The organism is Geminocystis herdmanii PCC 6308, from assembly GCF_000332235.1.
Taxonomy (GTDB): domain Bacteria; phylum Cyanobacteriota; class Cyanobacteriia; order Cyanobacteriales; family Cyanobacteriaceae; genus Geminocystis; species Geminocystis herdmanii.
The window spans coordinates 1,409,409-1,429,290 of record NZ_CM001775.1 but is presented as its reverse complement, the minus strand read 5'-3'; the positions used below and the strand labels follow the sequence as shown (position 1 = coordinate 1,429,290).

Below are 19,882 nucleotides of genomic sequence, written 5' to 3'. Positions count from 1 at the left end.
AAGCTAAAATCACAAACAAACATCTTGATAGAATTTTTCTAATCCCCTTACACAATCTAAATCATCATATAAATTATGGTAATTAGCCTTGATTTTTTCTTTGATTTCCTCTCGCCATAGTTGATCATTTCCTAACCTTACCGCAATATCAATATATTCCTGTGGGGAAGATGCGATCGTATCTGTAACTCCTAACATTTTTAAAATACCGTAACTATGTCTGCCCCGCATAAATTCCCCCGGATAAGTTACCACTGGTAAGTTGTAAGTTATAGCCTCCAATGTTGTACTACCACCAGACCACCCAAAACTATCTAAAAACACATCAGAAAGAAGATTAAGATTCAAATAGTCATTTTTAGTTAAAAGAGGTAAAAAAATCCCATATTCTTCAAGATTTAATCCTAAATCCGCAAAAGCCTTACTTAATCTTTGTTTAAATTGCTCCGCAATATTTGGATTCGGGCGAGTGAGGAATAGAAATTTACTATTCGGTACTCTTTGAGCGATGGCAGCAAGGATGTGATCATTTTCTGGTAAATATTTAAAAACACTTTGTCCACAAAAATAAATCAAAGCATCGGCAGGTAAGCGGAAAAAGTCTCTATTTTTTGGTACTTCTATCAAAGCTGGTTTCGGGTAAGAAATACCAATATTAGGCAGACGCACTAAATTTTCTGAATAATGTTCTTGTCCATTTTCAGGTTCCATTAAATCACTAGACAAGAAATAGTCAACATTCCGTAACCCAGAAGTTTCAGGGTGTCCCCAAGTAGTACACTGAACAGGGGCAAATCTCAAACTACCCAACATCGCCATATATGGCGACATTCCTATTTCCAGAAAAACCACTATATCTAAATCATCCGCCATAATTTTCTTTGATGCAGTCTCAAAACCATCAATATGATAAAAAAAATCACTATACTGCTCATATTCTTGGGTAAGCTCATCACTGGTAAAACCAATATAGTAAGAATAAATCTCAAATTGTGTAGGATCATGATGACGCAACCAACCTAACATCAATCTTGACACCACGTGTTTACACATACACTGAGAAACATAACCCACTTTAATTTTTCTTGATTTAACAGGTTTTTTTTCCTTTGGTTGTACATAATCAGGATAATTAGCAGAAACGACTTTATAAATTAAATTACCATATTTTTGCTGTAATTCTTTATGATTAAACTTTTGATAAGCTAACTCAAAATTAACATTATTTTTAAAAGTTAATAGAGCTTTTTTTCGTACTTCTTGATTTTTTAAATCTAAATTTTCCACCTCATCAACAATTTTTTGTAAACCATCTATAAATCGTTGACGAAAGATCATTATTTCTTCTTCATTTTGATATACTAAAGGTAAGATTAAATAATTTCTAATCTTCCAAAGTAAATCATCAGAGAATTTTTCTTGAGCCAAGTTCGCAGTATTAATAGCTTCCGTTATGTTTCCTGACTTGTGTAAAGCCGCGAGAAGATTCACATATCCAAAAGTATAATCAGGGTGATCATTTATTTCTCGGCGATAAACCTCTATGGCTTTTTCCATAATTCCCCCATCAAAATACATCCCCCCAAGATCATTATAGGCTTCTTTTATTTGACCAATATCAATAGCTAATTGAAAACATTTTTCTGCCTCAATGAGTTGCTTGTGCATTTTATAGACAAAACCAATAGCATGATAAGATATAGCTTCATTGGAAGTAAATTCTTCTCGGTTAGTTAATAACTCCTCCAACGTTTGATAAATAATTAGAGCTGATTTTAATGTACCAGTGGCTAACTGTTTTTTTCCCTGTTGATGTAAAACTTGTAAAAGGTTTTTTAACTCATCTTGAAAATTATCTGCTTCTAATAATACTGACATCCAGATAGATTGAGCTGTATCGATTTCTCCCTTCATCAAATACGCTAAACCTAAATAAAAATAATTAGTAATTTCTGTAGGATTATTATTGATGATGTCCTCATAAATTTTAATTACCTCTTCATAGTTTTTGTTTTCCCAATATTTTTCTACTGATGGATGCCACTGATTCATTTTTTTCCTCAACCGATTAATAATTCTAATTATGTCTGTTATTTGCTAATTTTTTTTACGATAGTAACCCGATGTGAGTTGTAAAATTTTCCCTCCTCTAACCTCCCAAAATTGTGGGAATAAAAAACGAGATTATTCACGAATCATTCACCATTGCTATATATTAATTAAACTTCTTCAAAAAATATTTTTTCCTCTTTGTCCTAGTCAAGATTTTAAACCTTATTTGATCAATTATAAAAAATAAAATTTCCCCTGCCTTGTGGGAGAAGGGGCTGGGGTGAGGGTAAAACAAATTAACCCTTTCCCCTTATAGAAGAGAGGCTGAAGGCATAATTTCTAATCTTTTTCTGGTAACTTTACCTCTACCTTACCATCATCAGAAATAATCACCTTTCCTCCTAGACTATGAATAGTATTGATCGCCCTCTGTCTAGTTTCATCATCAAAAGCACTACTTAACACCGTTACCCAAGCACTAACCTGAGCTTTTTTACTATCAGGATTGTTAGCTAAAAATTTTGCTGTTTCTAAACTGCGATTAGCAATGATTTTTCCGTCTTCATCTCCCCTTGCTAAAGCCCATTCAGCTGATTTTTCATAGGATTTTTTTGCTTCTGCCATATTACCTAAAAATAAAATTTCATCTACCCCTTTATAAATCCAGAGAAACAAAGCATTAGGATTAATATGTGGTGAAAGATTCGATAAAATTTTATTCAGTAAAAAAACTGTTTTTTCAGGTTGCGCCGCATAAATAGAGTTCGCCGTAGAAAGAATCATATAAGCATTTACAAAACGAGGATCATAATCACTAATTATTTCAAAATAATCTGTTACCGCAGAATATCCTGTTTTTGTTCGGGCATTACCATCTCCAAAATATTGAATAAATTGTAAATATTGCCAATCTGCCAAAATATTGTCAAAACCAAAAGTTGGCATTTTTTTTTGTAAAGCTAATGCTGTTTTCAACTTTTGTTCTTCTAAAACATAATCAACTTGGTTATTTTTATTTTCTAAAAATTGTTGTGTATATTTATATTGTATTAAAAATATTCCTCCCCCAAGGAAAACTAATATTACAAAAGGTAAAATAGTATCTAATTTCCACTTAAACATCACAATCAATTATTACATTATTTTAATTTAACAGCAGTTCCCACACAATCAGCACTAGAACTGTCTCCTACATTTACTGTGCCATCTATTTCTATGGATTGACAAAGAGAAATGGTATATTGCCCCGCATCATAATAAACCCCAACGGCAAAATTTCTGACTTGATCTTTTTGTCCATTAAGAGCAAAGGCTTGATGTTTAACTCTAGCATTACTGACATCCGTGGGGTCAGGTATATTATGATATTTAGCAGTAACACCTCCTAGACTTCCTGTACCCAATAACTGTACCTGAGTTGCAAAAGTCCCTTTTTCCCAATGATAACCCTGTTGAGCTCTAGCAATTAAGCCTAAATAACTTTTTGTTTCACTCTCTCTACTTTTTCCGATTTGGTTAATAAAATTAGGTATGGCAGCAGCAGCTAATATTCCCACAATAATCACGACTACTAACAATTCTATTAAAGTAAAACCTTGATTAATTTTTTTGCCATGAGAGAGCTTCATCACCCATTGATAATATAAACTCATTTTTTTTCAATGAACTCTACTTAGTGTTAGTGTACCCAAATAACCCTTTCAATATTGCACTAAAAAATAGCTAAATTTTAATAATTTTTCCCAAAAAAATAAAGGGAAGCAAACGCCACCCTTTTTAATTAATTTGATGAAGTTAACGGTAATTAGCTGACTAATTTCTATTTCAAAGATGTACCACTTCCACAGGTTGTACCATCACCATTCGCAGCTGCTGTACCACCAATATCATCAGACTGACAAATAACACTGGAGTAGTTACCACCAGCGAAACCTACACCACCAGAGTAGTTTCTGACACCATCTTTAGTAGCTTGTTTCGCAGTAGTTTCATTACTAGAAGTATCGGCGGCACCAGTGACGGCGAAGGTGTAGTAGTCACTAACAACTACAGTACCGAGGGCATTTGTTGCTACGGTTACATCGGTACCATTCGCAAAGGTCTGTTTTTCAAAGTGGTAGGATTGTTGTGCACGGTTGATAGCACCTACACCATTTTTAGCTTCAGATTCTCTGGCTTTACCAACTTGTCCTAATAAGTTAGGTAGTGCAACAGCGGCGAGTACACCGATAATAATTACTACGACTAATAATTCAATTAAGGTAAAACCTTCTTGTCCTTTATTTTTTTTGTTGGCAACGTAGGATAAATATTTTAAAGTTACTTCGGGTTTCATAATTCTTTCTCCTGTGAGAGTTATTTTTAAAGTTTTTTCTTTTTCGATATTTATACCTTACCCACGATCGATCTAAAACCTATCACCCTATCAAAACTTTTTTTTCCTCACCCCCAAGTTTGGGACAGGGCTGTTTCATTTTCAATTTTTTGGTTAAGAGGGAGTAATGAGTAATAAGTAAAGAGTAATGAGTTTTGATAATTTACTATCATAAATTGATTCTTTTAAGATTTTTTATTATTATTTAAAATCTATAAGTAAAAAAAACCCTAATCCCCTAATACCCTAACACCCCAACATTTTTACCAACTTACTTTGAAACAGCCCTGCCAAGTTTGGGGGCAGATGCGTAAATTCTAATAAAATAAGATAAAAAATGCTCTTAATAAGAATGACACAGAAACAAAGAATCATACCGCTGATTGGTTGGAGGGAATCTTTGGCTTTACCTACTTTGGGTATTGACAAAATTAATGCCAAAATTGATACAGGCGCTCGGACTTCGGCTTTACACGCTTTTCAGATTAAAATTTATCGAGAGTTCGATCGCGCAGCGCCACTTCTTAGTGATCGCGCAGTGCCACTTCTTTGTGATCGTGCAGCACCACTGCATGAAAGAGATATGGTAAAATTTCGAGTGCATCCAATACAAAGGGATACTCACACTACGATCGAATGTATAGCACCCTTGATAGAATATCGTCACGTCACCAATTCGGGAGGGCATACCCAACTAAGACCAGTAATTGAAAGTATGGTAAAATTGGGAGATTATCAATGGACGATCGAATTAACCTTAACCAATCGGGATGCCATGGGTTTTAGGATGCTATTAGGGCGCCAAGCTGTCAAAAATCGCTTTTTAGTGGATTGTCAAAAATCCTTTATTTATTTACCTAAGAAACTTTAGTCTAAGACATTGCCTCGCTTCTTACTTCTTACTTCTTACTTCTTACTTCTTACTTTTTACTTTTTACTTCTTACTTTTTACTTTTTACTTTTTACTTCTTACTTCTTACTTCTTACTTTTTACTTCTTACTTCTTACTTTTTACTTTTTACTTATACTAACGGGGGTTTCTCCTCCTTGTAAGCCCAATTCTGCTAACATGGCGTGATCATCTTCGGGAGATTGTCCTAAAGTGGTAAGGTAATTACCGATTAGCATAGCGTTAATGCCAGATTTTAAGCCTTGACGTTGCCATTCTCCTAATACTGCTTCTCTACCTCCTGCGTAACGTAATATCTGAGTGGGTAAAATAAAACGAAAAATGGCGATCGCTTTTACCGCTTCTAAGGGAGTGAGTTTTCTTTCATCACCTAAAGGAGTGCCTTCTCTGGGATTGAGTAAATTAATGGGTACAGACTCCACTTCTAATTCCCTCAGAGATAGGGCTAAATCGACTCTATCTGTCCATGTTTCCCCCATGCCCATGATGCCCCCCGTACAGGCTTGAATACCCGCTTTCTTGAGGTTTTTAACGGTTTCTACTCGATCGTTCCATGTGTGGGTAGTAACGATTTTCTCGTAAAAATTAGCAGAGGATTCCAAGTTATGATTATAACGGGTAACTCCTGCTTCTTTTAGGGCTTGAGCTTGTTCGAGGGTAACTTCTCCTAAAGCGCAACAGGGTTTAACGTTGGTTTCTGCGATAATTTGTTTAACGGTGGCTAAAATTTCGTCAAATTCGTTATTTTTCGGGCTATTATATTTTAAGCCTCGCCCTTGGGATACTAAACAAAATCTTTTTGCCCCTGCTTCGTCGGCGGCTTTGGCATATTCCAAAATTTCCTCTCTGGATTTTAAGCCATAAACGGGGGAGTCTTTACCTTGATGATGTACTGATTGAGAACAAAAACTACAGTTTTCTGAACAGTTACCAGATTTGATGTTGACTATACTGCACAAGTCCACAATATTTCCGCAACGCTCTTGACGGATTCGATCGGCATATTCGCATAATAATAAGATATTGTCTTCTCCTTCTATTTCTGTCAGTTTTAAGGCTTCAGCTCGATCGAGATAGTCACCTTTGATAATTCGATCGGTCAATGCTTCTAACCATTGATTTAGTGTTGTGGTGGCGGTGGTGTTTGGTTTATTAATCGTGTTTATCACCTATAAATTCCCCTTGTTTGTGAGTAATCTTTGTCATTATATCATCGTAGATGCGATGAAAATATTTGCTCAGGGTTAAAAATAGACAACAAAAAATACCCCCTGATAATTCAGAGAGTATCTTTGATTTATTTGATTAAAAATGATAAGATTTTTGCTAGAGATAATTCGATCGAGTTTAAGGGAAGTACCTAAAAGTGTTTTGTGTTTTTTAATACTTCTTGGGTTCGATCGAGATTAACCGTTGATCATAGGTGCAGATACAGGTTCAGCAGAAGCCAAATCGAGGGGGAAATTATGAACATTGCGCTCGTGCATAACTTCGATACCGATATTAGCTTGGTTGATCACATCTGCCCAACTATTGATCACACGACCATCACTGTTTAAGATAGAGTGATTGAAATTAAAACCATTGAGGTTAAAAGCAAAACAACATACTGCTAAAGCCGCAAACCAGATACCAATAACAGGCCAAGCGCCTAAGAAAAAGTGTAAAGCACGACTGTTATTAAAGGAAGCATATTGAAAAATTAAACGTCCGAAATAACCGTGAGCCGCTACAATATTGTAAGTTTCTTCTTCTTGACCGAATTTGTAACCCAAAGATTGAGATTCAGTTTCAGTAGTTTCTCTGATTAAAGAGGAGGTTACTAAAGAACCGTGCATAGCGGAAAATAATGCTCCACCGAACACTCCCGCAACTCCAATCATATGGAAAGGGTGCATTAATACGTTGTGTTCAGCTTGAAGGACAAACATGAAATTAAAAGTACCACTGATACCTAAAGGTAATCCATCGGAGAAAGAACCTTGTCCGATCGAGTAAACTAATAATACAGCAGTCGCAGCAGCCACTGGAGCACTATAAGCAACACAAATCCAAGGGCGCATTCCTAAACGATAAGATAATTCCCACTGTCTGCCCATGTAGCAGTAAATACCGATGAGGAAATGGAAAATAATCAACTGGTAAGGACCACCATTATATAACCATTCGTCTAAGGTTGCCGCTTCCCAAATGGGATAAAAGTGTAAACCAATGGCATTAGAAGAAGGAACGACTGCGGCAGTAATGATATTATTACCGTATAACAAAGCCCCAGAAATAGGTTCACGAATGCCGTCAATGTCCACTGGAGGAGCAGCGATGAAAGCGATAACGAAACAAGTGGTTGCAGTTAATAACGCAGGGATCATTAATACACCAAACCAGCCTACATATAAGCGGTTGTTGGTAGAAGTAACCCACTGACAAAACTGCTCCCATGAGGAAAGCCGTTCTTGTTGTAAGATTGTTGTCATGGTTTTATGATTTCTTATGATTTTTTCGAGGTACGAATATGATGATTAACTTAACCACCATATTTTTATATTACTATATGGCGATTTAATTTGTCAAGTGATTATGAGATTTTTTTTTGAGCCTATTCTATGGGGAGTATGAAATCAGGAATGGATAAAGGAGACAGGTGGACAGGTGGACAGGTGGACAGAGTGATATTTTGTTAATTGTTTTCTAAAGATTTTCCTCTAGTTTCAATTCTCAAGAAATAGGTTAAAATTCCGGCAACAAAACAAGCGATGGCTAAAATATATAAAAGGTTAGAAACTCCTAAATCTTCTTTTAATATTGGTAATAAAAATACCCCTAACACAGCACCTAATTTGGCGATCGAAGCCGCAACTCCTGCTCCCGTTGCCCTGATAGAAGTAGGGAAAACTTCCCCAGAAAGTAAAAAAGTAGTGGAATTAGGACCTGCATTCATGAATAAATTAAACACTAAAAATCCTGTAAATACTAAGATTAAATTAGGATGTTGATTAAGACTTGGATCACCTGCTATTCCTAATAAAATTAAGCCTAAAGTCATGCCCATAAAACCAACTATTTGTAAGGGTATTCTACCTACTTTATCCACTAATAAAACCGCAATAATAAAACCCATGATTAAAAATATATCGACAATAGCTGAACCTTGGCTCGATCGAACTTGTTGTAAAATAAAATCATCTTGATTACTAAAAGCCAAAATAGCGATAATTGTCGGGGTAAAAATTCCGATTCCGTAGGTAGCAATATCTTGTAAAAACCAAGGAATAGAAGCTAAAAGAGTATTTTTAAGATATTTTTGCGAAAATAAAGAACCATAATTAAGAGTTGTTTCTAAGGGTTGAGGATCGGTTTCTGCATTGATAATAATATCGGTTTCTAATAATTCTCTCCCTGCTAATTCGGCATTTTTATAGTCTCCTTTAGCAATATAATAAAGAGGACTTTCTAATAAAAATTGTAACCGCAAAAAGCCCACTAAAATAGCTAATAATAAACCAATACCTAACATTATTCTCCATCCATAACGAATTAAAATATCGAGAGAATTAGGGAAAAATTGCGTAAAAAGATCGATCGTAATTATCCCCGTTAAAGCGCCACATAAAGCCCCAACAGCTTGAAAAGTAAAAGCACCAATAACCATTCTTCCCCGTAAACGTGAAGGCATATTTTCCGTGATATAAGCCACACTAATAGGATAATCTGCACCGATCCCAATACCTACTAAAAAACGGAAAAAAATTAAAGAAAAAGCATTCCAAGCTAAAGCAGTTCCCGCACTAGAAATGATAAAAATAAGGACATCAATTAATAACATTTTTTGTCGTCCAATTTTATCGGTAATTCCTCCTAAAGTTAGTGAGCCAATTAATGAACCAATAATAGCAGAAACTGCGATCGAGCCTATTTCAGCACTACTTAAATTAAAGTCTTTTTCGAGAAAAGGTAAAGCAATACCGATGATAAAAAAATCAAATCCATCTAAAGCAATTAATCCGGCGGATAACAACCATAAAAACCACATCGGTTTAGTTAATTTAGAGTTATTTAAAGCTGATTCAAAATTATTCATCGAAAATCTTTTAATGGTATTTTTTTAGTATTTTTAATATTTATAGATTAAGTTTTTTTTGCACGTCACTTAATGTCACCATGAGAGTTAAAGGATTAACAGGAGACACTTTAAAACCACATTTATTCTGATAAAATTGTTTTGCCGATTCATCTAAAGCATGAACTAAAATAGCCCTAATTCCTGCAATTTCTGAGGCTTGTAAAGTCCGCAAAACGGCATCTTTAACTAAACCAAAACCGATACCACTTCCTTGATGATTAATGTCAATCCCTAATCTCCCTAAAACCATAACGGGTATTGGTTCGGGCATATTTCGTCTAACACTTCCATGAGCGATATTTCTCGTGATGCTTCCAGTGGCTAAACAATAATAAGCAACTACTTTATTGTCATTGCAGACAACATAAGTACGAGATGCACCTTTTTGCTCATTTTCGTAGGCTTTTAGTTGCAACCAATCATTAAGCAGAGGTTGCCCACAATCACCTGAGTTCGATATAAAAATAGGTGAGGGCTGACTTGGAAGACAGGCAGACAGGCAGACAGGAGGATTGTGTTTTTTTTGAGTCAATAAAATTATTTTTAAAACCCACAAATATTGGGAATTTTTCTACCTGTCCACTTGTCCACTTGTCTACCTGTCTAGTTTTCATCATTTTCTTTATGTCGAACTGAGGTACAATCAAACTCTGTAATGTCATGGAATGGTTTTAAGGGTGTTGGTGTACTGTATTTTATTCCCACGGTGCTTTATGGTTCAGTAAATGGGATAATTTGTCATTGTCAGTGGGAGAAGTATCTAAAAGTTGGTTAAATGCTTCCCATTGTGTCTCATCCAAATAGAATAAGCGTCTGTCGAGGAGAGTTTCTTGGGCTTTTTGATAAGCGGCTTCTAACATAAATGCAGTGCGAGTTTTGCCACTGACATTGGCGGCTAAGTCTATTAAATCTTTTTGACTTGATTCAATTCTCAAATTAATCGTTTTCGATCGTTTATTTTTTTCTATTTTACTTACTTTCATCGCAATTTTAGTTATTAGTATCTACATTGTAATGACATTTTTATATTTTGTTCATAATTACCTTAAGAGATTTTCATTCTCAAGAAAAAATTTGTTTCAGAATTTACGCAATAGACTTCTCCAAAAAAGATTTTTTGTTGGTTTGTAGTAAGGGCTTCAGCCCTCTAAATCAGAATTAAGGTCGAAGTCTAATAGACATTGACTACATTTTATAAAATAAGGGTTAAAACCCTCACTACGAACAAATTAAATTTTAAGAAGCTGAAATCATGGTAGTTGCTAATATGCGGATATTTTCCTAATCGATTAACTTTGTGTCGAACTCAGGTTCACTTCTGTATAATAAAGGGTTATCCCTTTAAAAGATTAAATTATGCGTTTATCTCAAATGTTATTCTTAACTTTGCGTGAAGTTCCCGCAGAGGCTGAAATTAAGAGTCATCAGTTATTGTTAAGAGCAGGTTATATTCGTCGTATTGGTAGTGGGGTTTATGCTTATCTTCCTCTTTTAAATAGAGTATTGCAAAAAATTTCTAATATCGTTCGAGAAGAAATGAACGCTACGGGCGCAACGGAATGTTTACTTCCTCAAATGCAACCTGCTGAGTTGTGGCAGGAGTCGGGACGGTGGGAAACTTATACGAAAGCTGAAGGTATTATGTTTTCTTTGATCGATCGACAAAACCGTTCTTTAGCTTTAGGACCTACCCATGAGGAGGTTATAACTACGATAGCGAAGGATATGATCAAATCCTATCGTCAATTACCCGTACATTTGTACCAAATTCAAACGAAATTTAGGGATGAAATTCGCCCTCGTTTTGGTTTGATGCGGGGTAGAGAATTTATCATGAAAGATGGTTATTCCTTCCATACTTCCCCAGAATGTCTCAAAAAGACTTATTTAGACATGGATCAGGCTTATCGCAATATTTTTTCTCGCTGTGGCTTGAAATTTCAGGCGGTAGAGGCGGATTCTGGGGCGATCGGCGGTTCTGGTTCTCAAGAGTTTATGGTGTTGGCGGAAGCTGGAGAGGATGATATTGTTTACACCGATGATGGTAAATATGCGGCAAATGTGGAAAAAGGGGTTTCCCTTCCTGCGGATGGGATTCCTTCTCCTTTTACTTCCTATGAGAAAAAAGCAACTCCTAATACAGACTCGATCGAAAAAGTTACTAAATTTTTAGGGTGTAGTGCTACTAATATTGTTAAAAATGTTTTATATCAGGCTGTTTATGATTCAGGCAAAACCGTTTTGGTTTTAGCAAGTATTCGAGGAGATCAAGATGTTAACGAGGTGAAATTACAAAATGAATTAGTAAAATTAGCCCCTAATTATAATGCTCAAACCCTTCTTAGTTTAAATGTACCCGATCGAACCGCTCAAGACAAATGGTCAACAAAACCCTTACCTTTAGGTTATATCGCTCCCAATTTACCTGATGATTATATTGCCAAATCAGAACAAATTGAAGGTACTTTTTTAAGATTAGTCGATCGAACCGCCGTTGATTTAGAAAACTTTGTCACGGGAAGCAATGAGTCAGGTTATCATGTCCTAGGGGCAAATTGGGGCAAAGAGTTTATCCTACCTTCTTTAATTGTGGACGTGCGTAAAGCCCAAGTAGGAGATCGATCGATCCATGATTCCTCTCAAGTATTACAAACCGCTAGGGGCATTGAAGTTGGTCATATTTTCCAATTAGGTACAAAATATTCCGAAGCGATGGGCGCAACCTATACCGCCGAAGATGGTACAGAAAAGCCTTTTGTGATGGGGTGTTATGGTATCGGTGTTTCCCGTTTAGCCCAAGCCACCGTAGAACAATCCCACGATAAAGATGGTATTATTTGGCCTGTTTCGATCGCACCCTATCATGTAGTGATTGTAATTCCTAACATCACCGATGAAGAACAAGTTGCCGTAGCCGAAAAAATGTATCAAGCATTGAATCAAGCAGGAATTGAAACCATTTTAGACGATCGAGACGAACGCGCTGGGGTAAAATTTAAAGACGCTGATTTAATCGGTATTCCCTATCGTATTGTGACGGGAAGATCATTAAAACAAGGTAAAGTAGAATTAGTCACTCGATCGAGCAAACAATCTGAAGAAGTTTCGATCGAAGAAATAGTGACAACTTTAGTAGAATTAACGAAGATAAGTAATTGAGTAAAAGCTAATAAGTAATGGGGAGTTGAGTTTTAATTCTCAATTCTCAATTCTCAATTCTCAATTCTTAATTCTCAATTCTCAATTGTTGTTTATTGCCAAAATAAAATTGCTATGTCAACAGAAAAAAATACCTATAAAAATGTCATGGAATTACTCGTAGATGAAGAAATCGAGTATCAACTCATTAATAATAAAGCCTTAAATAATATGGCTGGTTCGGTGAATTTAGTGGAAATAGCAACTTTCGCCCTTAATCGTCTGCCTAGTTTATATGCTTCATCCAAAGAAGGTATTGATAAACAAAAAGCCAGAGGTGTGGTACAATTAAGACAACAAATTAGACAAGCAGTAGTACAAGGTATCGCCGCAATTACAAGAGACCCTTTAAGAAAGTCCACACCTTTACCACAAAAGAGTAATACGATCGCCGATGCTAAAAGAACTTTAACTAATCTTAACGACTCTTTACCAAAGGAGGAATTAAGTACGATCGTCAATTTTATGGAGTCTTTCTTAGAAAAAGTTAAAAATCGAGAAATTACTGAACATGAAGTAGTTAAGTTACATTATCTCCTTGATTTTTATTGGGAAGAAGATGGAGAAGGGTTAACTGCTTCTAATCAAGAAATTTCTTGGTATGGGTAAAGCAAATATACCATTAATTTTACTCACTCACTTCTTAACTGTCCACATCTCCTTGAGGGCTATCTGTGCCTAAATAGACTAAACCTTGCTCAATTTTGAGGGTGACAAAACTAGCATCTCGAATCAAACGAGTGGCTTCTTTTACCCCTACGATGACGGGAATCCCTAAACGCATACCGATTTGGGCGGCGTGCGATCGAACTCCCGTTTCTTCGGTAACGATGGCACTGGCTAAACGCATGGCATCTACATATTGATTATCAGTGGCTTGAGTAACTAAGATATCCCCTTGACTAAAATTACTTAGTTGACTGACATCTTGAACTACTTTAGCTCTACTTGTAATTACACCTTGCCCGATACCAACCCCTTCACTCAGCAAACCTTTAACTATTTCGACTTTAATTAAATCCGTTGAACCAGCAACCCCTTGCAATGTACCTGCTGTCATCACAACTAAATTACCATCTTGGAGTAAGCCTTTTTCCCTTGCCACATTAATAGCCGCTTGGAATACTTGACGCAATCCGGGTAAATCTAATAATAGTAAAGGTTTAACCCCCCAAACTAACTGTAATTGACGAGAAACGCTCACATGGGGCGTAATGGCGAAGATAGGGGTTCGAGGGCGAAATTTCGACACGTTACGAGCCGTTGCTCCAGTTTTTGTTAACGTCATGATGGCGGATGCCCCCAATTTCTTGGCAATTTGACTAACCGCTCCAGCGATGGCAGTAGAGATACTTTCGTTATCAAAATTATCGCTATAGGGTGCAACAATTTTTTCTCTTTCTTCTTCAATTCTTCGAGCGATTTTTGCCATAGTCGCCACTGCTTGAACGGGGTATTTACCCACCGCCGTTTCATTGGATAGCATTACCGCATCTGTACCGTCTAAAATGGCATTGGCAACGTCAGAAACCTCTGCACGAGTAGGACTTTGACTATTTACCATACTATCTAACATCTGGGTAGCGGTAATGATAGGAATACCAAGACGATTAGCTGTACGAATAAGACGTTTTTGTAAAATAGGCACATCTTCTGCTGGTAATTCTACCCCTAAATCTCCCCTTGCTACCATCACCCCGTCACATAAGGAGAGGATTTCTTCCATTTGTTCGATGGCTTCGTGTTTCTCAATTTTGGCGATGACAGGGGTTGATTTTCCCGCACTGCTGATTAAGTCTTTGATTTCTAATACATCTTGTGGATTACGAACAAAACTTAATGCCACCCAATCCACTCTTTGATCTAAACCGAACATTAAATCTTTTTTGTCTTTGTCTGTCAAGGCTTTGACTGATAAGTAAACGTTGGGAAAATTTACTCCTTTATTACTAGAAAGTACTCCTCCTACCACCACTTGACAGTGTAAGTCTTTTTTGTCTAAATCAATCTCTTTGACTACCATTTCTACCCTACCATCATCTAGTAAGATTCTGGCGTTAATAGGCACTTCTTCGGCTAAATTTTCGTAGCTAATACAGCCTATTTCTTGATTACATTCTACTTCCCTACTGGTGAGAATATATCGATCGCCTTCTTGGAGTTCGATCGAGCCACAGGGAAATTTTCCTAGTCTAATTTTTGGTCCTTGTAAATCTTGTAAAATACCAATGGGTTGATTTAACTCATTTTCTACCTGACGAATTAATCGAATGCTACGCTGATGAACATCATGATCACCGTGAGAAAAGTTGAGGCGAAAAGTATTAGCGCCTGCAAGAATCATTTGACGTAAGGTTTCGGGATTAGCGCAACCGGGTCCTACGGTGGCTACAATTTTTGTACGGTGGGGAAATTTATCTGACATCACCAAATATTACTGATAAAACGTAACCCCACATTATATCATAACGGTTGACCATTGACAATGGAAAATAAGCAATCTTTCTGTTCTCAATCAGTAAACTTAGATACCTCCTAGTTTATAATTTCCCTTCTATTTTTTGTTGAATTAAGTTTTTAATTTGTTGTTTACCTTCTTCTGTATTCTCAAATTGATATTTAATACCACTACGGCGACTCATCAAAACTCTTAATGCTTCTTCATCGTCTTTATGACTTAATACATAGGTTCTCAATTCAGCTTTTGTCATTGTTTCAAAATTAACTTTCATTTGGTAAAAACTCCCAATTTCCATCTGAATATATGATAATTTCAATATTTTCTCCAGCCAAAATCTAAATACGAGTTTTTTCGGATTAGGGGTTCGATCGAATAATAATCGAACTTACCATACTTGAGGCTTAAATTGCGAACTATTGGTAATAGTCATATTCTCTCCACTTTGGGCTAAAACAAATAAACCGTTACTATAAGCATAATTTGTTACCTCATCACTGACAACCATCGCCGCCACAGCACCATAAGCCTTCATATTTTGATAACGGGGCATAAATTTTTTAAATTTACTTAAACGCTCCTTATGCTCATCCACATCCCTCTGAGTTAATTTACTTTTTACTTCCACTAAAACTACTTCAGTATCATTAACCACCAATAAATCGATTTCTAAACCACCATCCACCCTCTTAACTGATACATCTGATTGTATCTCATGAATATCAATCCCCCTTTGTCTAAATAACTCTACGGCAGAAGGACGCACTTGCCACTCTACAAACTCCCCTAAACGATTACCTAATTTACCAATTTGTTGATTAACCTGCTTAATCTGTTGATCGGTTTTTCGAGATTGCTCTTTCAAAATACGTTCTGTTTCTAAAGATTGCTCTTTCAAAATACGTTCTGTTTCTAAAGATTGCTCTTTTAAAATACGCTCTGTTTCCTGAAAACGTCGATCGGTTTCCAAAGATTGTTCTTTTAAAATACGTTCTGTTTCTTTTTGAGCGTTAACTAATTCTCCTAGTAATTGCCAAACATCATCTGCTGTGGTTGTCATAATCTATCTTTTTATTCTCTATTTTACTAATCAATTATAGTTCACTTCGGGATAAAATTATGGGTGAAGAGAGGCTAAAGGGTTGCTTTTTGGTGTTTGTGTGAATGTGTTATTATGTCGATAAGTTCTCATTGGTTTATTTATCATTAATGTTAACAGAATACATCTCGATCGCAATGAAACAAGCAATCGATGAATTATTAGCTGTATCTATCCTTTCATTTTATTTATAAAAAAATATTTTAATAACATTATTTTCTATGGATAAAAAAAGTCTTTGTCTAGTCGAAAAACTAAAATTAGTGACAGAAAAAGCTCTTGAGAAAAAAGCCTTACACCCGATATTGACAACATATCAAATATTAAAACAAGATCATATTCCTTTTCTGATTAGAATAGTCGAAAATTTAGAGAGAAAAGATAACGAAAAAAAGAAACAAAAAAAATCTCAAACCTCTTTTAATCCTTTTTTGCCCTACGATCGAGATTTATTCGTTGATAATATTAGCGATAGCCATGTAGCTATTTTAAATAAATTTAATGTTTTTGACCATCATTTATTAATTGTTACCCGTGAATTTGAAGAACAAGAAAGTGCTTTAAATTTAGCTGATTTTTCCGCTTTATGGACAGTTTTATCAGAAATTAATGGTTTAGGGTTTTATAATAGCGGTAAATTATCGGGAGCTTCTCAACCTCATAAACATTTACAATTAGTACCTTATCCTTTAGCTCAAGAAATTGAGACTATCCCGATTAATGATTTAGTTTTAAGTTATAGAAATACTCAAGAAATTATTACTTTAAAAGAGTTCCCATTTTTACACTCGATCGTTTTTTTTGATAGTCAACAATCATCGCAAGTATTATCACAAATCACCCTAAAATATTATCATCAATTATTAGCTCAATTAAATATTAACATTGAGGAAAATAAACCATCACAAAACTATAATTTACTAATCACAAAAGATTGGATGATGATCATACCTCGTACCCAAGAAAAATATCAATCTATCTCGATTAATTCCTTGGGATTTGCAGGAGCTTTTTTAGTTAAAAATTCAGAGCAATTAAATTTAATAAAAGAATCAAATTTGTTGAAAATATTGGCAAAAGTTGGAGTTAAAATTGTGGATAATTGATAACATTATTTTAAATTAATTAAAATTTTCTGAGAAAAAATATACTATACAATAAGCCTAAACACAAAATCGACATATCTAATAATTTCTGTAGAGGCGTAAAAGTTTACGCTTCTACGATGATTTTAGCTTCTTAAAATTTAATTTTTCCCAGAAGTCTAAAAAAGACGATTTTATTTTATGATTGATATAGAATAATTCTCCATCTATTATACAAGATGAACTAATCTTAATGTTAGTTAAAGTTTTTGAGAACTTTTAAAAAAATTACTATATAAAATGTCGATCGAACACCATGAACAAAAAAATTATTATTTTCGATGATTTAGAAGAACAAAGTCAATTTTTTTTAAGGCTACTTCATGAAGCTAATTATAAAGTAAATATTACCGATCAAGAATCTGAACTTTTAGATTTAATTAATGGTGAACATCCAGATATAATTTTGCTTAGTGCAACTTTTAAAGATAAAGATGTTTATTTAGTTTGTAAAAAAATTAAACTCTTAGAAATAGGGGAAAATATCCCCGTTATTTTTATCAATAGAGATCAACGTTATTTTGACGCTGAAACTATGTTTAATGCTGGAGGTTCAGATTATATCAATTATCCCTTTAGTTCGGCAGAAATACTCCATAAAATATCGATACAAATACAATTAAAAAGTCTGCGGAAAGAATTAACGGAGAAAACAAATCAACTTCACAAATTAATACCCCATTATCAAAAACTCAAATTAGCCCTAGAAAAAGCTAAATTAGAATTAGCAAAAATTAATCAAGAAGATCGATCGAGCATCCTACCACAAAAAGAAGAATTTGAAAAAACTTTATCACAGGAATGGCTCAGAGGTGCAAGACAACGATCGAGTTTTGGAGATTTAGCAGGAACAAATATTTCTTTAATTATGGGAGAAATTAACGATTTTATCAATTATCAAGAAAATCATGAAAAAGATTTAATCGACAACTGTTTAGAAATCATTGGTAATATGATTAAATCCACTGTCAAAAGACCGGGAGATTTTGTGGGAGTATTTAATCAGGGAAAATTTGCTATTCTATTACCAAATACAGATCAAGATGGTGCGCAAAAAGTTGCCGAAATAATCAACAAAAACATTAAAGATTTGCAAATACCCCATCATTACTCTGATTTTAGTGAATATATCAGTTTCAGTTTTGGTATTGCCACAGGTATTCCTAGTCAGGCTTTACCGCCAAATATTTTAATTGAAGTAGCTGAAAATGCTTTAAATAGGGCATTATGGGAAAAAGAGGACGATCGTATTGTCATTGATAACTTTTAAAGGTTAATTATTTAAAAAAGACATAACCAAATCAGGTTAATATAACTGGGGTAAGCTATGATTTATATGGTATTAATACTAATCCCCTTCCCTTGACTAACCTATGAATGGTGCATTATCCAAAACTAACGAAATCTATCATCTTATTGCCTTTCTTGTCTCCATGAATGTTGTCTTATGGAGTACTCCTGTAGTAAAAACGATCGGGCTTAAAAGTGGTCATGTGGACAAACCTGATCCTCGTAAAGTACATCGGAAACCGATCGTGCGTATAGGGGGAGTAGCAATATTTGCAGGTACAACGGCAGGATTATTAATTGTATGGTGGTTAGGGGGATTTGGTATATTATCCCCAGAAAAAGATGCTGAAATTTGGGGGGTTACCATTGGTGCTGTATTTTTCTTTTTTATTGGTTTAGCCGATGATTTATTTAATCTTTCCCCTTCCTCTCGTCTTCTGATGCAGTCGATCGTCGCTGGTTTTGCATGGTATAAAGGAGTCAGAATCGAATTTTTTACCCTTCCCTTTGGACATTTAATTAACCTTGATATGTGGTGGTTAAGTCTTCCTATTACCGTAATTTGGTTAGTAGGTATGGTAAACGCCATTAACTGGATTGACGGTTTAGACGGATTAGCCGCTGGAGTCTGTGGCATTGGTGCAGTGGTGATGCTTATTGTGAGTTTATTCATGAATCAACCTGCCGCCGCCTTATTAGCGGCAGCCTTAGCAGGAGGCGCATTAGGATTTTTAAGATATAACTTCAACCCTGCCGAGATATTTATGGGAGACGGGGGGGCATATTTTATGGGATTTATGTTAGCAGGAGTGGGAGTCATTGGTTTAGCGAAAACCGCCGCCGTGACGGCAGTAGTTTTACCTTACATTATTTTAGCTGTACCTATTTTAGATATGTCTTGGGTAATTTTTTCGAGGGTAGCGCAAGGTAAATCTCCCTTTTTAGCGGATAATCGTCATTTACATCATCGTCTTTTAAAAGCTGGAGTTTCTCAACGTTTGACTGTATTATTTATCTATGCTTTAACCCTGTGGGTGGGGAGTTTTGCCCTTGTATTTTCTGGTTTCCCTAGTGGGGGAGTTTATGCTTTTGCCGCAACGATGTTGTTAATTTATACGGGGTGGCAAGTATGGCGCCATCGTCGAGTTGATTCTAATGAGAAATAAATGGAGAATGGAGAATGGAGAATGGAGAATGGAGAATGGAGAATTGAGAATGGAGAATTGAGAATTGAGT

18 protein-coding genes are annotated in these 19,882 nt (G+C 35.5%); 6 read left to right on the top strand and 12 right to left on the bottom strand.

The features are described 5' to 3' along the window. Window positions 1–9: 9 nt before the first annotated feature. From SYN6308_RS25260 to SYN6308_RS07265, 4 genes are all read right to left on the bottom strand, one after another. Window positions 10–2,052 carry an O-linked N-acetylglucosamine transferase, SPINDLY family protein gene (locus SYN6308_RS25260; RefSeq protein WP_017293779.1) on the bottom strand — a complete coding sequence of 681 codons (2,043 nt, stop codon included), beginning with the start codon at window positions 2,050–2,052 and terminating at the stop codon, window positions 10–12. Window positions 2,053–2,391: 339 nt separating this feature from the next. After that, the gene (locus SYN6308_RS07275) at window positions 2,392–3,174 is read right to left on the bottom strand and encodes a hypothetical protein (protein ID WP_017293778.1); all 783 of its coding nucleotides are present in this window, start codon (window positions 3,172–3,174) and stop codon (window positions 2,392–2,394) included. Between the two features lie 17 nt (window positions 3,175–3,191). Continuing rightward, window positions 3,192–3,704 carry a prepilin-type N-terminal cleavage/methylation domain-containing protein gene (locus tag SYN6308_RS25750; protein WP_017293777.1) on the bottom strand — a complete coding sequence of 171 codons (513 nt, stop codon included), beginning with the start codon at window positions 3,702–3,704 and terminating at the stop codon, window positions 3,192–3,194. A gap of 167 nt (window positions 3,705–3,871) precedes the next feature. Next, complete coding sequence (locus tag SYN6308_RS07265; RefSeq protein ID WP_017293776.1) at window positions 3,872–4,387, bottom strand: type IV pilin protein; 516 nt, start codon at window positions 4,385–4,387, stop codon at window positions 3,872–3,874. A 391-nt stretch (window positions 4,388–4,778) separates the two neighbouring features. Between SYN6308_RS07265 and SYN6308_RS07260 the strand changes: the two genes are divergently transcribed. Further along, on the top strand, window positions 4,779–5,297 hold the full coding sequence (locus SYN6308_RS07260) for an ATP-dependent zinc protease family protein (protein ID WP_017293775.1): 519 nt from the start codon (window positions 4,779–4,781) through the stop codon (window positions 5,295–5,297). Between the two features lie 140 nt (window positions 5,298–5,437). Here SYN6308_RS07260 and bioB read toward each other — a convergent pair whose 3' ends face one another. The 5 genes from bioB to SYN6308_RS07235 all read right to left on the bottom strand — a co-directional run bounded on the left by bioB (window position 5,438) and on the right by SYN6308_RS07235 (window position 10,439). Next, window positions 5,438–6,505 (bottom strand): biotin synthase BioB, encoded by a 1,068-nt coding sequence (gene bioB / locus SYN6308_RS07255; RefSeq protein WP_017293774.1) that lies wholly within the window; start codon window positions 6,503–6,505, stop codon window positions 5,438–5,440. A gap of 237 nt (window positions 6,506–6,742) precedes the next feature. After that, entirely contained in the window at window positions 6,743–7,810 is a 1,068-nt protein-coding gene (gene psbA / locus SYN6308_RS07250; RefSeq protein WP_017293773.1) for a photosystem II q(b) protein, read from the bottom strand. 203 nt (window positions 7,811–8,013) lie between these two features. Continuing rightward, on the bottom strand, window positions 8,014–9,414 hold the full coding sequence (locus SYN6308_RS07245; protein ID WP_017293772.1) for an MFS transporter: 1,401 nt from the start codon (window positions 9,412–9,414) through the stop codon (window positions 8,014–8,016). Window positions 9,415–9,454: 40 nt separating this feature from the next. Continuing rightward, window positions 9,455–9,988, bottom strand: a complete 534-nt coding sequence (locus tag SYN6308_RS07240) for a GNAT family N-acetyltransferase (RefSeq protein WP_237741265.1) — start codon at window positions 9,986–9,988, stop codon at window positions 9,455–9,457. 163 nt (window positions 9,989–10,151) lie between these two features. Then, window positions 10,152–10,439, bottom strand: a complete 288-nt coding sequence (locus SYN6308_RS07235) for a type II toxin-antitoxin system TacA family antitoxin (RefSeq protein WP_017293770.1) — start codon at window positions 10,437–10,439, stop codon at window positions 10,152–10,154. A gap of 373 nt (window positions 10,440–10,812) precedes the next feature. On the opposite strand from SYN6308_RS07235, the gene proS reads away from it, so the two are divergent. Then, a complete protein-coding gene (proS, locus tag SYN6308_RS07230) occupies window positions 10,813–12,615 on the top strand; it encodes a proline--tRNA ligase (RefSeq protein ID WP_017293769.1) in 1,803 nt (600 codons plus the stop codon). Between the two features lie 114 nt (window positions 12,616–12,729). Beyond that, window positions 12,730–13,263, top strand: a complete 534-nt coding sequence (locus SYN6308_RS07225; protein ID WP_017293768.1) for a late competence development ComFB family protein — start codon at window positions 12,730–12,732, stop codon at window positions 13,261–13,263. 34 nt (window positions 13,264–13,297) lie between these two features. Here SYN6308_RS07225 and pyk read toward each other — a convergent pair whose 3' ends face one another. From pyk to SYN6308_RS07210, 3 genes are all read right to left on the bottom strand, one after another. Continuing rightward, window positions 13,298–15,082, bottom strand: coding sequence for a pyruvate kinase (gene pyk / locus SYN6308_RS07220; RefSeq protein WP_026101969.1), 1,785 nt, complete (start codon window positions 15,080–15,082; stop codon window positions 13,298–13,300). A 112-nt stretch (window positions 15,083–15,194) separates the two neighbouring features. Beyond that, window positions 15,195–15,386: a DUF6887 family protein gene (locus tag SYN6308_RS07215; RefSeq protein ID WP_026101968.1), complete on the bottom strand. Its 192-nt coding sequence runs from the start codon at window positions 15,384–15,386 to the stop codon at window positions 15,195–15,197. 114 nt (window positions 15,387–15,500) lie between these two features. After that, complete coding sequence (locus tag SYN6308_RS07210) at window positions 15,501–16,172, bottom strand: hypothetical protein (protein WP_017293765.1); 672 nt, start codon at window positions 16,170–16,172, stop codon at window positions 15,501–15,503. A 260-nt stretch (window positions 16,173–16,432) separates the two neighbouring features. Between SYN6308_RS07210 and SYN6308_RS07205 the strand changes: the two genes are divergently transcribed. From SYN6308_RS07205 to SYN6308_RS07195, 3 genes are all read left to right on the top strand, one after another. Then, window positions 16,433–17,317 (top strand): ATP adenylyltransferase family protein, encoded by an 885-nt coding sequence (locus SYN6308_RS07205; protein ID WP_017293764.1) that lies wholly within the window; start codon window positions 16,433–16,435, stop codon window positions 17,315–17,317. A gap of 295 nt (window positions 17,318–17,612) precedes the next feature. Then, entirely contained in the window at window positions 17,613–18,626 is a 1,014-nt protein-coding gene (locus tag SYN6308_RS07200; protein WP_017293763.1) for a diguanylate cyclase domain-containing protein, read from the top strand. 103 nt (window positions 18,627–18,729) lie between these two features. Further along, entirely contained in the window at window positions 18,730–19,812 is a 1,083-nt protein-coding gene (locus SYN6308_RS07195) for an MraY family glycosyltransferase (protein ID WP_017293762.1), read from the top strand. Window positions 19,813–19,882 lie beyond the last annotated feature (70 nt).